The organism is Pedobacter sp. GW821-FHT01D05, from assembly GCF_059422505.1.
The window spans coordinates 263,114-277,945 of record NZ_JBWKXA010000002.1 but is presented as its reverse complement, the minus strand read 5'-3'; the positions used below and the strand labels follow the sequence as shown (position 1 = coordinate 277,945).

9 protein-coding genes are annotated in these 14,832 nt (G+C 38.6%); 1 reads left to right on the top strand and 8 read right to left on the bottom strand.

What is annotated here, in order from left to right; translation table 11 throughout:
• Window positions 1–13: 13 nt before the first annotated feature.
• The 3 genes from AC07VK_RS09365 to AC07VK_RS09355 all read right to left on the bottom strand — a co-directional run bounded on the left by AC07VK_RS09365 (window position 14) and on the right by AC07VK_RS09355 (window position 5,629).
• Window positions 14–3,046, bottom strand: coding sequence for a TAT-variant-translocated molybdopterin oxidoreductase (locus tag AC07VK_RS09365; RefSeq protein WP_492960049.1), 3,033 nt, complete (start codon window positions 3,044–3,046; stop codon window positions 14–16).
• A 48-nt stretch (window positions 3,047–3,094) separates the two neighbouring features.
• Window positions 3,095–4,393 (bottom strand): c-type cytochrome, encoded by a 1,299-nt coding sequence (locus AC07VK_RS09360; protein WP_492954218.1) that lies wholly within the window; start codon window positions 4,391–4,393, stop codon window positions 3,095–3,097.
• A gap of 255 nt (window positions 4,394–4,648) precedes the next feature.
• Window positions 4,649–5,629 carry a deoxyhypusine synthase family protein gene (locus tag AC07VK_RS09355; protein ID WP_090498406.1) on the bottom strand — a complete coding sequence of 327 codons (981 nt, stop codon included), beginning with the start codon at window positions 5,627–5,629 and terminating at the stop codon, window positions 4,649–4,651.
• Window positions 5,630–6,197: 568 nt separating this feature from the next.
• Here AC07VK_RS09355 and AC07VK_RS09350 point away from each other — a divergent pair.
• Complete coding sequence (locus AC07VK_RS09350) at window positions 6,198–7,328, top strand: BamA/TamA family outer membrane protein (RefSeq protein ID WP_492960047.1); 1,131 nt, start codon at window positions 6,198–6,200, stop codon at window positions 7,326–7,328.
• Between the two features lie 183 nt (window positions 7,329–7,511).
• On the opposite strand, the gene AC07VK_RS09345 is transcribed toward AC07VK_RS09350, so the two are convergent.
• The 5 genes from AC07VK_RS09345 to AC07VK_RS09325 all read right to left on the bottom strand — a co-directional run.
• Complete coding sequence (locus AC07VK_RS09345; RefSeq protein ID WP_492960045.1) at window positions 7,512–9,890, bottom strand: outer membrane beta-barrel protein; 2,379 nt, start codon at window positions 9,888–9,890, stop codon at window positions 7,512–7,514.
• A complete protein-coding gene (locus AC07VK_RS09340) occupies window positions 9,887–12,076 on the bottom strand; it encodes a M56 family metallopeptidase (RefSeq protein WP_492960043.1) in 2,190 nt (729 codons plus the stop codon). The genes AC07VK_RS09345 and AC07VK_RS09340 overlap by 4 nt, the downstream gene beginning before the upstream one ends.
• 12 nt (window positions 12,077–12,088) lie before the next feature.
• Window positions 12,089–13,642, bottom strand: a complete 1,554-nt coding sequence (locus tag AC07VK_RS09335) for an N-acetylmuramoyl-L-alanine amidase (protein ID WP_492960041.1) — start codon at window positions 13,640–13,642, stop codon at window positions 12,089–12,091.
• Window positions 13,639–14,007 carry a BlaI/MecI/CopY family transcriptional regulator gene (locus tag AC07VK_RS09330; RefSeq protein WP_492960039.1) on the bottom strand — a complete coding sequence of 123 codons (369 nt, stop codon included), beginning with the start codon at window positions 14,005–14,007 and terminating at the stop codon, window positions 13,639–13,641. Before AC07VK_RS09330 ends, AC07VK_RS09335 begins: the two co-directional genes overlap by 4 nt.
• A gap of 636 nt (window positions 14,008–14,643) precedes the next feature.
• Window positions 14,644–14,832: hypothetical protein (locus tag AC07VK_RS09325; protein ID WP_494939797.1), on the bottom strand; the 189-nt coding region annotated here is incomplete at its 5' end.

The following is a 14,832-nucleotide window of genomic DNA, read 5'->3' as shown; positions in this document are numbered from 1 at the left end:
TTTATACTAAAGCTTACGCTTGTACTGTTGTATCTGTATTTCTAATTTTTGTCATGTATCCGATACCCGGTTTCACATTGATTTCTTCTAATACGTAGTAGATACGCTCAGAACGTAAAGCTTTTGAAACCTCTGAATTTGGATCGTTTGCATCACCAAATACAATCGCATTTGCTGAACAAGCTTCCTGACAAGCCATTTTAATATCTCCATCTTTTAATGGACGTTTCTCCAGCTTAGCTTGTAATTTGCCACCTTGTATACGTTGAATACACATAGAGCATTTTTCCATTACCCCTCTCGAACGTGTAGTTACATCAGGGTTTAAAACTAGTTGGGTAAACTCGTTATTTAAATAGTTATCGAAACGTGAATCGTTCCAGTAGTTAAACCAGTTGAAACGACGTACTTTATATGGACAGTTATTTGCACAGTAACGGGTACCTACGCAACGGTTATAAGCCATGTGGTTTAAACCATCACTTGAGTGTACAGTTGCCAATACCGGACAAACGGTTTCGCAAGGTGCGTGATCACAGTGTTGGCACAACATTGGTTGGTGAACCACAGAAACGTGATCTAAGTCTTCTAACTTAGCAATTTCTTTCTCTCTGGTTACATCACCATCCTTAGTTTCGTAGCTGTAATAACGATCGATACGGATCCAGTGCATTTCACGACGACGGCGAACCTCATCACGGCCTACAACAGGAATGTTGTTTTCTACGTTACAAGCAACAATACAAGAACCACAACCTGTACAAGCATTCAAATCGATTGCCATAACCCAGTTGTTACCTGGTTTTTCGTATTGATCCCAAAGATCGTAATCTTTATGCTCGCCTTTTTCGTTACCAGCTCCAGGATTTTTTAAGTACTCCTTAAAAGTAGCTTCTTTAATCACTGCACGGCCTTCGAAAGAGTGGTGAGTTTGTGTTTGAGCCAACTCATAATAACCGCCTGTTGGGCTAATGGTTACTGAAGTAGCATATTGGAAAGTTCCATTTACAAAAGAAACAAAAGGGAAAGCATTTTTACCTACATCGTTACCAGCTTTACCAGTTTTGGTACGGCCATAACCTAATGCGATAGATGCAGTTCCTTGTGCTTGTCCTGGCTGGATCAACACTGGAAGATCTACTGAATATCCGTTGCTCGCTTTAACAGTTACAACATCAAATTCTTTAACTTTTAATTTCTCAGCAAATTTTGGCGCAAGAGCAACATAGTTATCCCAGGTTACTTTAGATACCGGATCAGGTAACTCTTGTAAAAATGCGTTGTTTGCATTTTTACCATCGCGCATCGGGATGCTTTCGTAAACCTGTAACTCTACTTCTTTAGCTAAAGCTTTGCTGCTATTCGCAATCGAAGTAGCAACCTGCGCTAAAGATTGAGTGAATGAATATGCCCCAGCAGTTTTTGCTGTTGCAGTAACCACTCCTTTTTCTAAAACTTCTTCCCATTTCAAACCAACAGCTGGTAACATTTTAGCTTCCCAGTTGCTGCGCACAAACTGATAGTAATCTTTAACCGGAGCATCAGCCCAGGTTAATAAACTCTCTTCAGCCTGGCGGCTATTGAAAACAGGGTTGATTGTTGGCTGAACGATAGAATAATATCCTTCGTAAGCGTTTGCATCACCCCATGATTCTAAGTAGTTATGGTTAATTGCAATGGCATCACAAGCGGTTGCAGTTTCATCAGCACGATCAGAGAATGAAATTTTAGCAGGAACCTTAGCTAATGCATCAGTAAATGCTTTTGCATTTGCAGCATCGTAAACCGGGTTGCTGTTTAAGAATAAAACAGCACCAACTTCGCCGCGGTTCATTTCAGCAACTAAGCCATTAAATTCGGCATCGTTACCTGCATATAAATAACAAGGGTTATCCAAATCGATCGTAGTACCATAACTTCCGATAGCGGCGTTAATAGCATTTACTAAAATCTGAGTAGAAACATCGTTCGAACCACAAACTACAAGGCCTTTACCTTTAGCTTGTACCAATTCTTTAGCTACCAATTTAATTACTTTATCGGCAGTGGTGTTGTTACCTAATGTTCCGCCAGGTAAAGCACTACCAGTAATTGCATTGTATAAAGCAATTAAAGCAGGTCCTTCTTCCGATAATTTAACCGGAACACGGGTATCTGCATTGGTACCTGTTAAGCTCATTCCACTTTCGAACTGAATGTGGCGGCTCATTTTTTTATTTTCTAACGATTTGTAGTTACGGTTAGCGGTATATTGAGCAGTAAACTCTTCTCCGCTAATCCAGGTACCTAAGAAATCGGCACTGAAACTTACAATTAAATCGGCTTTATCAAAGTTGTATTTAGGTAAAACGGCTTTACCGAAACTGTTTTGGTTAGCCTGGATAATACCGGTATAAGAAACCGCATCGTACTGAACCAATTTAGCAGCAGGATATTTTGCAATAAACTGCGCAATAACAGCATTAGTAGACGGGCTGTTTACGGTTGATGATACAATACGGATTTTCTTCCCACCTGCCTGTGCTTTTGCCAATTCGCCTTTTACAAAGCTGTCGATTTTTGCCCAGGTAGTTTCTTCAACTTTTCCGTCTTTTACTAAAGCTGGTGCTTTTAGTTTAGATACATCATATAAATCTAAAACCGAAGCCTGCGCTCTCGCATCTGTACCGCAGTTAAATTGACCCGCATTTGGATTTGGTTCAATTTTAATCGGGCGTCCCTCTCTTGTTTTAACTAAAATACTCTGGCCATTAAAGCTCGAAGTATAATAGTTAGGAATACCCGGAGTAACCTCTTCAGGTTTTACCAGGTAAGGAATAGATTTATGAACAGGGGCAGTTTGACAGGCTGCCAAAGTTACTGCACCTAAACCAAAACCTAACGCCTTTAAAAAGTCGCGGCGTGGGGTAACGGTACTTAACCCTGCTTCATTTAAAACATCTTCTATTGGAAGTGGCTCGGCGAATTCGTTTTTGTTATTCTTAACAAAATCGGGTGTATTGTTATACTCCTCTAAGCCTTTCCAGTATTTTTTGTTGCTTTCCATTTAAGCTATATTACTGTTTATTCGAACGTTCTTACTAAACTCTATCTATTAATAGTGGCATTTACCACACTCTAAACCACCCAATAACGCTGGTGTAATTTTCTCGCCTTTTTTAATCTTCTCATGCGCTTCGATAACCTTAGCGTAGAAAGCATTATTTTTCTGACCAGAAATATCTGTTTCCTTATGGCAGTTAATACACCATTTCATGGTTAATGGAGAATATTGGTAAATTTCTTCCATTGTATTAACCGGACCGTGACAGGCGAAACATACAGGTTCTGTTGGTTGTAATCCTTTTGCTTTACGGATTGCATCTTCTGCAACAACTACGTGTTGAGAGTGATTGAAGTAAGCAAAATCAGGAAGGTTGTGTACACGCACCCATTCCATTGGTTTAGCTTTACCCTCATCATATTTCTGTGTTTCAGGATCATAACCTAAAGCATTATAGATTTTTTTGATCTCAGGAGAAATCTCACCATCATATTTATCTCTTGCCTGAACAGCTTTATGGCAGTTCATACAAACGTTTAATGATGGAATAGTTGCATTTTTAGATTTAAATGCGCCGTTGTGGCAATACTGACAATCGATCTGATTGATACCAGCGTGCAGCTCATGAGAGAATTTAATTGGCTGAACTGGTTGGTAACCGGTATGAACACCAGTGTTCCACATGCCCATCCAACCGAATGAACCTAAACAGATGATTAAACACAAGATAAAAAACATTACAAATTTCTTGTTTTTAAACATCTTGCGCACACCAACCTTTAATGGCACATCTTCTTCAATCTCGATACCTTGTTTTTGTAAAATCAGGCGCTCTAACAATTTAGAAGCACGGCCCAAGATTACTAAAATAACAATCGCCAATACAACGATAGCCACAATACCTGCAATTGATAAACCTGAAGTACCGCTTTCTGCAGCACCAGCCTTAGGTGCATTTGGATCAACAGCTGCTTTTGGCTCACCTTCTTTAATGTATTGTAAGATGTCTTTAACTTTTGTTTCATCCAATTCAGGAAAAGAAGTCATTGCTACTTTTCCATTCTCATTGAATAATTTAACAGCCTCTGGATTTCCAGATGCAACCAATCCTTGAGAATTAGGAATCCACTTTAGAAGGAATTCTTCTGAATGGCGATCGCTTACACCGGTTAAGGCTGGACCAACCAATTTAGCATCTAACGCGTGGCACGAAGAACATTTTGCTTTGAAAAGCGTTCTTCCTTCTTTAGCATCCTGCGCATTTACGGTAGAAACCGCTATTACGGAAATTGCTGAAAATACGAATAACGACTTCCAAACGCTTTTTAAAATCATCGAGATATCTCTCATAATGAACACTTTATACTTATTTAATTTACTTTTTGTTGTGAAATTGATGCTGAACTAGGGGTAGCCCCACCAAAACTTGAACAAAAGTATAACTTATTAATAAATCCCATGACATAATAGTGACTGGAAATACAATTTATAATCATTCTAAACAAATGTCGTTTCAAGCCATTGAGGCAATAAAAATGCCCATTTTTGATATGTTATCTCCAATGGGCATACTAGAAACCAATTTGGTTTATTTATTTTTTATGATTATTGTTTTAATATCCAGGCAAACATTAGCGGTGCTACAATTGTTGCATCACTTTCTACAATAAATTTTGGCGTGTGGATATCTAATTTACCCCAGGTAATCTTTTCGTTCGGCACAGCACCAGAATATGAGCCATAAGAAGTGGTCGAATCTGAAATCTGGCAGAAATAACTCCAGAAAGGGATATTCTCCATTTCCATATCCTGATAAAGCATTGGTACTACACAAATAGGGAAATCGCCGGCTATACCGCCACCAATCTGGAAGAAACCAATTCCTTTGCCACCACTATTTGCAATATACCAGTCGGCTAACCAACCCATATATTCAATACCGCTTTTCATTGTAGTTGCTTTCAATTCGCTTTTCATCACATATGAGGCGAAAATGTTACCCATTGTAGAATCTTCCCATCCTGGTACAACAATCGGCAAATTCTTTTCTGCCGCAGCAAGCATCCACGAGTTTTTAGGATCTATTTCATAATATTGCTCCAAATCGCCGCTTAAAAGCATCTTGTACATAAATTCATGCGGAAAATATCTTTCGCCGGCAGTATCTGCATCTTTCCATATTTTATGGATATGTTTTTGCAAACGGCGGAAAGCCTCTTCTTCAGGGATACAGGTATCGGTAACACGGTTATAATGATTCTCTAAAAGGTCCCACTCATCCTGCGGACTTAAATCGCGGTAATTTGGTACACGTTTATAATGTGAGTGTGCAACCAGGTTCATAATATCTTCTTCAAGGTTTGCACCGGTACAAGAAATAATAGCCACTTTATCCTGGCGGATCATCTCGGCAAGTGAAATTCCCAATTCTGCAGTACTCATTGCACCAGCAAGTGTGATCATCATTTTACCACCTTCATCTAAATGCGTTTCGTATCCTTTAGCCGCATCCATCATTGCCGCAGCATTAAAATGGAGGTAATTACGCTCCATAAACTGAGATATTGGTCCTCTTGTATTGCTCATTTCGTTTTGTATTGTTTGCCGCAAAAATAGGTATTTAGGCCGAAAGGTTAAAACGTAAAAGCGTTTAGCGTTTGGAGCATGGTGCTGGTTTAGTCCAGAGTCCTTAGTCTGCAGTCTAAAGCCGATTAAATTATATAAGCAATTCCTCTCGATTGTCATCCTGAGCGGAGTCGAAGGATCTCTTATTTGAAAAGCAATGGCAGCAATTCTTTTAACGTCAGTCCGGCTTTCCGGTACAAGTCCGCGGCTCGTACCTCGCCTGTGGGCTTTCCCCTTCAATCCGGTTTAGATGGCGGCAGGCATTGCTTCGAATCCTAGCGATCGTCATCTCGACTGAAGCGCAGTCCCGACGTTAAGTCGGGAGAAAGATCTACCTCGAGGTAGATTTCTCCACTGCGTTGCACTCCGGTCGAAATGACGATTTGGGTGTTTGGAGTTGATATTGAGCAGTCACCAGGTACAATTAGCCAATTTAATCAGTTAACCAATCACGAGCAGTTTGCAGTACCAATGAACAAATGACCAGTGAACGGATGAACTATAACTAAATTTCCTTTTCTTTGTGACAATGAAAAAATATTATCTGATTATTTTACTTGCGCTCATTTCAGGAAGTTCATTCGGACAGATGAAACTGATCAAAAAGATGCTCTCAAACGAAAAAGATACTACCCGTAAAGCAAGTTTTTTACCTCTACCAGCTTTTGGCTATAGTCAGGAAACAGGATTTGAATTTGGCGTTGGTGCCATTTATTCATTTTACATAGACCGTAAAGATACGTTGAACCGCAGTTCAAACTTCGCCTTGAACACAACCTATTCTACCAAAAAGACAGCTAATTTTATGCTTAAAGGCGATACCTGGACCAAAGGAAACAAATATCATTTTATCGGTGATATCCGTTTCAAAAATCAGCCATTTAATTTTTATGGTATTGGCAACAGTGCAATAAAGGCAAATGAAGATAAACTAGACCAACGGGTATTTAAAACACTTTTTGATGCGGAAATGAACACCTTACCTAAAGCTTATACAGGTGTTTCGCTTGGTTTTGAGAATTACCGTTTTATAGATAAGGAAATTGGTGGCATTTACAGTACCAATCCTCAGATTTTAGATAAAGATGGTGGATCAGTAGCCTGGATTGGTGCATCGCAGAGTTACGACACACGGAATAGCAACAACTATCCAACAAAAGGCTTTTTTGGTAGGGCAACGTATCAATATGCGCCTGATTTTTTTGGCGGAGAAAATTTTAATGGCTCACAGATTAAGCTAGATCTCCGTGGTTTCTTTAGTCTGGCACCAAAAGTAGTTTTAGGGGTACAGGGCATTTTTTACAGCATTCAAAGCAAAAGCACCCCATTTTACTTACTACAACAGTTAGGCAACGACCAGATGATGCGCGGTTACTATAGTGGCCGCTACCGTGACGAAAACCTGATGGCGGCACAAGCTGAAATCCGTTACCGTTTTATGAACCGTTTTGGCATTGTCGCTTTTGCGGGGACTGGTAAAGTGTTTGCAAACGGAGCGTTTAATGCGGATGGGCTAAAACCAAACTTTGGTGTTGGCGGCCGTTACTTTTTTGATCCGGCAAAGGGTTTAAGCGTTCGGGTAGATTATGGTATAGGCGAAAAACTGCCAAACGAAAAACGCCAGGCCGGGTTTTACATCAGTTTAGCAGAAGCGTTTTAGGTGATGATTTATAATGGAAAAGACTTGTACTATTGTCCTGTTCTTTTTGTCATCCTGAACGTAGTCGAAGAATCTTTACCACAGATCAACACAGATAGCTTATTGCCACGGAAATAAAGAGAATACTTTACTAATTATCATCCCTTCAATGTGTCATCCTGAGCGTAGTCGAAGGACCTTTCCCTAATTACTCCTCCTCCGCTCCTCCTCATTTCCTAACTTTCTATCCTGGTGTTTAATTTTTTCATTTCCAAAATTATAACGGAAGGTAATCTTGAGTTGGCGGCTATCGTAATAGTTATTGTACTCTTGCCTGATATTGTTGATCAAACTGCTAAAACGGTATTGATTGGTTTTTAAAACATCGGTAGCGGTAATGGCCAATTGTATCTTTTTGTTGAGTAATAACATTTTTATGCCCAGATCTAGGTTATATTGGTTTTTATTCTGGTTCAAGCCATCAACGTATGGAAATTGACACCAGAAACTGGCTTCGCCCAAAAGAGTTTTCGAGTGGTTAAAAACAAACTGGTTTAAGGTAGAAAAATAAGCACCAAACCCATTCAGGGCACTTAGGGTTTGCGTGATGCTGGAATTTGATGTGTTATAAAAAACATCAACCTGATTGATACTTTCCAACCATTTAAACACATTAAAAGTAACTGCATTGCTGAACTGATAATGATACCCTGTAATAAAGTTAACAGGTTTGGCCACCTGAATATTAGTGCTGGCATCAATAAAATTTACATCATTAAAGCCGTTTGTGGTATGACTAAAAGATAGTGTCGTAGTGAAGACATTATTGTAAGTATGCGAAATTTCGATGTTGTCGTTATAAGATGGTTGCAAAAAAGGATTTCCTTCAGTATAAGCATATTGGTTGCTGTACCAGCGAAAAGGATTCAATTTGCGGTAAGCAGGCCGGTTGATCCGACGGCCATAATTAAGCGCAAAAGTACTTTTATCATTTGCGCGATAAGCGATATAAAATGTAGGAAAAAAACGGAAATACTCATTTCGATTTTGTTCATTAATGGATATACCATCAATTTGCGTATATTCTCCCCGCAGCCCAGCTTGAAAATCCCAACTCCTTACGGTTTTATTATAATTAACATAGAGGGCCTGTGTATTTTCCTGATAGTTAAAAAGGTTGGTTTGACCCGGATCGAATTCGTAAATTGCATTACGGACTTTGTAAAAGGCAAGATCACTCTGGTTCCTGATAAAGCTCAGTTTTGTACCGAAGGATAACTTAAAAGTTTTATAGGGCAAGTCTACATCGGCTTTTAAGGTATATAAATCTACATTTTGCTTGCTGGTTGATAGGTATTCGGCGAAAGAATTCGGAATAACTACTCCATTTTGGAAATAACTTGTATTGTTAAAAAACCTGTTTTTATCATCACCGTATTTAAACCAATCGGCATTAATGCTTAGTTGCTTTCCGGTAGAATCCAAGGCCTGTTTTAAATAAACATTGGCCGAGTGGTAATGAGACCTGATTTTGGCATTGGCATCAGAATTCAACACCGAATCTAAATTACCTGTTTTGCTATAGATAGTGGTTTTAATATTTTCTTCGGAATGGAAATTGGTTAAGCCACCATTGTACGATAATCCCAATACTGTTTTTTTGGCGGCCTGATAATCAATTCCGATCTGTCCGCTGGGTACCGTTCTAAAATTCCGGTCCTTATTTACCATATACCAAGTCTGTGTGGGATAAAAAACATCACTTTGTTCCAAAGGAACAAGAGATCCTTTTCTGATATTGAAATTTGAGGAGAGTGTAATTTTGTTTTTCCGATAACTCAGATTTCCACCGGCAGACGTTGTTGCATGAGTAGCTTGTGTAAAAGCTGTATTTATCGACCCTTTAAATCCTTCGGCAGTAACTTTCTTGAGCACAATATTGATCAAGCCGTTATTTCCCTGGGCATCGTATTTTGCAGGCGGATTGGTAATCACTTCAATCTTGGCGATGCTGCCTGATGAAATTGATTTCAAATAATTCGACAGTTCATCTGCTGATAAAGGCACAAGCTTATTATTGATCATCACATTAACGCCACCCTTACCCACCAATGAAACCTTATCACTCATAACCCGGACTCCTGGCACTTTCGAAAGCAGTTCCAAAACATCTGTTCCGATAGCAGCAATACTGTTCTCCACATTAAAAACCGTCCGGTCGATCTGTTTTTCTACTAGAGCTTTCCTAGCATTAATCTGGATATCAGTAAGCTTGTTTGGATTTTCCCAGAGCTGAATATTAATTAGGGTATCACTGCTTAAAGTCAGTAACCTGTTCTCAGCTTTGAAATTGAGCGCAGCATAAGTGACTGCATATTTTCCAGCCTGCAGATTATTGATCTGATAAAATCCAAGACTATCTGTCTGTGTATAATTGACCTGATTTTTAGCGTTAGAGATTTTAACGGTTATAAATGGCAAAGCTTTATCCGCTTGGTCAGTTACCTTCCCCGAAAGATTAAGTTGAGCACTACAATTAATGATGATAAAAAATAAAACAAGAAAGCTTAATGTTCTTCTCATTCAAACGATTTATTGCCCTGCCAAACTTCGGCTTTACCATTAATGTCGAACTCACCGTAAGAACCGATCATTGTTATTCCGGTTACTTTATTTCGAAGGGTAAGGTTTTTAGCCGTTATTTTTTCCGTATGCCTATTATAAGTAGCTTCGTCGGCTGATATGGTAAAATTTTTATAATCTAATGTTGCTTTCCCATAAAGCGTAACAATTGATTTGTCACTGCTAATCGTTACAGAATCCCGAGCACTGTAAGCTACATCTGAATTTTCGATATTACCACTATAAGCGATAGAATTAATCAATTTTTCAAGATCATTGCCTGTTTTGGTTTCATCACCGATATCAATACGATAATCTCCTTTTATTAGGTCAAACGTCATCAGGTTAGACTTTACCATAACGGTTTGTTTAGCATTTTTAAGCGATGCATTTTTGGCAATCATTTTATTGTTGGCTTGATCCAACTCAACATACCTGGCTTCTAACCTGCAATTATTAATATCGACAACCGCATTTTCCAGATAAGAAATTTTATGCTGCACATCACCGGTTATTTTTTTGAAGGAAATGATTTTAGGCTCAACTGGGCCCGAAACTTTGGCTGCTTCATTTTTTACTACAGCTACTTTCTGTTTCCCGTCGTTGAAATAAAACCGGTTATAAAGTGCTTCATTTTTGATCGTATATTTTTTAGCTTCAGCATACAGCACAATCATTTTATCTGTACTATAAGTATGTTTTGAAACCAACTTTTCTCCAATAAATTTAACCAATACCTTATCGCCCACTTTAAAATTGTCATCCTTTATGTTCAGTGTTTTAAGGTTTAGGCTGATGGTAAAAAATCCATCATTCAAAACAATCTTTTCAATCTTACCATTGGCACTTTTTTGAATAGATTTAATTTTAGAGGAAGCAAAACGTGCTTTATTGGCTTCATATAAAAAAGCATGCTTATCTATTTTCCATTCATAAATTAGATTTCCATTTAAGGTAGTAACCTTTGTTGGTATATAAATTGGTCCATCTGTTTTTGCAATAACCTTACCGCTTTTATCCATCCTTTTCATATTCAACGATTTACCTGACACATAAGCTACAAGTTCATCGCCAACCTTAATTTTTTCTTTATAAGCAGTGGCGTCAAGCGAGTAAACCTTCCCTTCTGATAAGAAATCGAATGTATAAACGCCTGTGGCTTCTTTTTTAATGTTAAGCACTTTGCCTTTCAATGTTCCTTCATAAAAATCTTTCGAAGGTTTGCTTTCCTTATTATTTATATCCTGCGCATACACTACCTGTACGGCAAATAGCCAAAACAATCCTACGGCAACTGGTAATGCCAATAGGTATATCAATTTTTTCATGTTTTTGGATTTAGCGTTGAACAACATTTTAATCCGGTCTTTAATCGGGCTCTTCACAAAATTGTGGATCAAGGGCATATCACTTTTGCTGATCGCCAGTTTTAACAGGAGGTTGGCGTATTCCTGATTGCCAAAATCTGTAGAAGTGATTTCATCTGCCTCATACTCATGTATCTGCTCTAAAGCTTTATCATATAAGTAAACAACAGGATTAAACCACAAAATAGATTTAAAAACCATTAAAACAATTTTATCTATCGAATGGTACTGCCTGGCATGAACCTGTTCGTGTTTAAGCAAAATTGATAAATCAGCTGTACTTAAATCTTCATCATTTATAAAAACATAGTTAAAAAAAGAGCAATTGGTAAAACCTTCTGTTTTGGTAATCAGCTTTAGGCCATCGCCATTTTTAGTGTACCTATTAGTATGCTTAAGCAAGCTGAACAAACGCCACAGACAGACCAACAGTAAAAGCGAAGCCGTAGTACCATAAAAGTAATACATCACCGCCATCCAGTCGATTTTAGGCGCCACCTCTGGCTGGTACTTCACCACAATGGGCTGAATAAGCTGAACAGGTGCTTGAGTTAGGGGTTCTATTTCAGGTATATTAACCCGAGCCTCAGTTTCCACTACTGTTATTTCGCGCTTAACTTCGAACTGCAAAGCCGGAATAATAAAACTAAGCAATAGCGTAGCCAGCAAATAAAATCGGTTGATTTTAAAGAATGTCAGTTTTCTTAAAACCAGCAGATAGAAGCCAAAGAATAACACCGTACAAGCAGTAACTTTGAATAGGTAGGTTAATAGTTCCATAGCGATAATTTATTAACAGCCCCGTTTCGAAAAAGCTACAAATCCATCTAAAATCAAATTACTGATCCTTCGGATATTTTTCTCCTGATTGATGTAATCAAGAGTCTTACCATCTGATATATTTCCAAGCTCGATTAAAACTGCAGGCACTTTAGATTCCCGGAGCAATAACAGGTTTGCGTTTTTCAAAGAATCTCTTACCTCAAGTCCATTTAGCTGCTTCAACTTGCTTAAAATACCAGCACCCAGATCTTCAGCAGTTTTAATATTGCTGTTCAGTTTTGAAACATAAATTTCGATGCCGCCGAAAGCTACGGCCGCATTTGCAAGTGTTGCATTATGGTGGATGGAAATAAAAGCTGTAGCCTCCTGTTTCGGTAAACGATCGCGAAGTGAAATAAACTGGTCAGAATTTCTGGTTAATATTACTTTAATCCCCCTTTTTGCGGCTTCTTCCTTTAGGATTTTTACCGCCCTTAGGTTTAGGTCTTTTTCCTTTTGTCCATCCAGGGCAGCTATTGCACCATCTTTTCCGCCGTGGCCGGCATCAATAACCAATGTAGGCTCTACTTCATTAAAAGCAGCATTTGGATTAACCTTAATATTGCTGTTTAAATAGTTCATCGCATAAACATTTGGCTTTGTCGGCGCATCTGCAGAAGCCTGGTTCCCTGCTGATGTTTTCTGAACAATAATTTCTTTTCGGTTTATAAATGCCATACAGCAAATCATTAAAACCGGAACAATGGCTAAATAGGCAAGCTTTTGCAGCTTGGCGTTTGGTTCTTTATACAACATCATGATTCTATTTTTTAGTGGAAGTTTACTAAAACTATTAATGACTAAATTTTTAGCGGGCATGGCCAGGTTTAAGAGCAGGGAAGCATAAACCTTCTTATCTGCAACTTTAGAAGTTTCACGGTCGGCCAAAAATTCGTGGTTATGATCGATGGCATTCCGCCAGAAATAAATAATGGGGTTAAACCAAAGGATTGCCGTAACGAAATTGACTAAAAGTTTGTCGACAGCATGCAACTGCTTCACATGAACGTATTCGTGTTTAATTACCAGGTTCTTTTCTTCGTGCTGCAAAGAGGAGTCGACAATAATCTGGTTAAAAAAAGAACAGTTTTTTATGGCTGATTTCGCATCGACCAAGATAACAGCTCCCTTTCTGTCTATGGTATGTTTACGCAACTGAGTTTGAATACGTGCCATCATAAAAAGCATTTTAAAAACAAGGGCGGCTAAAACCAAGCAGTAGCCATACATGAGCACTTGGTCCCAGTTTATGTTAGTGTTAGTAGCATTACCTTCATCTACAAAATCCTGCTCAATAAAACCCTCGTTGCTGTAAGCTATTTTTGACGGAATCTCTTGACTGGCAACCATTACTTCCTGACGGTTTTCGATGGTAACTGCCGGAATACTAAAACTCAACACCAACATCATTAATAAATAAGCACGGTTCAGGTTGAAAAACGTGAGTTTAGCGAGTAAGAACTGATAGGCTGCAAAGAAGATTACGGTACAGGCCGATACCTTTAATAAGTAAATTAAAATCATGACTTTGGCTCTTGGTTAATGATTTTTTTAATTTCTTCTATATCCTTTTCACTTAGTTTTTCTTCTTTTACCATAAACGATAAAAGGCTGGTTGGAGAATTATCAAAATAACCTGAAAACAATTTCGAAAAGGTAGTTTTGGCATATTCATCTTTTGTAATCGCCGGAAAGTATTCGTAGGTTTTTCCATAGGCTTTATAATTAACATAACCTTTCTTCTCTAAAAGCCTAACAATCGAGGAAATGGTATTGTAGGGCGGCTTAGGTTCTTCTTCCAGTTCATCGATAATATCTTTCACAAATGCCTTTTGCAGTTTCCATAAAACCTGCATAATACGCTCTTCTGCTTTGGTTAATTCTTCCATACCCAAACTTATAACTTATTTTTCAGTTTTACAACTAAAAAACAAGTTATATTACTGAAAAATCAGTTCATAGCAATAAACAACTGATTTACAACACAATAAATTAACATATTCTATTTTAATTTGAAAACAAACGGCTTATGGTTCTTGGCAGGTTTATATCTGAATGGCTTGCTCTTGGTATGGAGCCAAAAGCATTTAACCTTTGTAACTAAACCCGATCAAAGCGAGATGTCGATTCTTCATTGGCAGAAGCGGGAGCGGGACTGAAACCCGCCAAAAGAACTGGACTGTTCATTTCCCAATCCTAAAATTCACGCTTTTTCTATTTGAAAACGTACGGCTTGTGGTTCTTGGTAATTCAAGCCCTGCCATTCGCTTTATCCCGATGAAACCTGTGAAACAAGCAAGCACACAATAAAAAACAAAAGAATTGTGCTTAAATCGGGATGTTCGCTACTGCCAGGTTTATAACCGAATGGCTTGCTCTTGGTATGGAGCCAAAAGCATTTAACCTTTGTAACTAAACCTGATCGAAGCGAGATGTCGATTCTTCATCGGCAGAAGCGGGAGCGGGACTGAAACCCGCCAAAAGAACCGGACTGTTCATTTCCCAATCCTAAAATTCACGCTTTTTTATTTGAAAACGAACGGCTTCTGGTTCTTGGCAAGTGAAGCCCTGCCATTCGCTATAGCCCTCATGAAAAATTCGGGGCTACCGTTGCTGTCAGGTTTATGATGAAAGGACTGCTCCTGAAATGGTGCCAAAAGGCATCTATCCTTGGTATTTAAACCTAAGGGATAGAAGCGGGATACTTTTTGGAG

Bases quoted from the DNA above. Each gene is read 5' to 3' on its own strand.
- AC07VK_RS09350 (WP_492960047.1), top strand. From the start codon at position 6,198: ATGAAAAAATATTATCTGATTATTTTACTTGCGCTCATTTCAGGAAGT.
- AC07VK_RS09355 (WP_090498406.1), bottom strand. From the start codon at position 5,629: ATGAGCAATACAAGAGGACCAATATCTCAGTTTATGGAGCGTAATTAC.
- AC07VK_RS09360 (WP_492954218.1), bottom strand. From the start codon at position 4,393: ATGAGAGATATCTCGATGATTTTAAAAAGCGTTTGGAAGTCGTTATTC.
- AC07VK_RS09345 (WP_492960045.1), bottom strand. From the start codon at position 9,890: ATGAGAAGAACATTAAGCTTTCTTGTTTTATTTTTTATCATCATTAAT.
- AC07VK_RS09330 (WP_492960039.1), bottom strand. From the start codon at position 14,007: ATGGAAGAATTAACCAAAGCAGAAGAGCGTATTATGCAGGTTTTATGG.
- AC07VK_RS09340 (WP_492960043.1), bottom strand. From the start codon at position 12,076: ATGGAACTATTAACCTACCTATTCAAAGTTACTGCTTGTACGGTGTTA.
- AC07VK_RS09335 (WP_492960041.1), bottom strand. From the start codon at position 13,642: ATGATTTTAATTTACTTATTAAAGGTATCGGCCTGTACCGTAATCTTC.
- AC07VK_RS09365 (WP_492960049.1), bottom strand. From the start codon at position 3,046: ATGGAAAGCAACAAAAAATACTGGAAAGGCTTAGAGGAGTATAACAAT.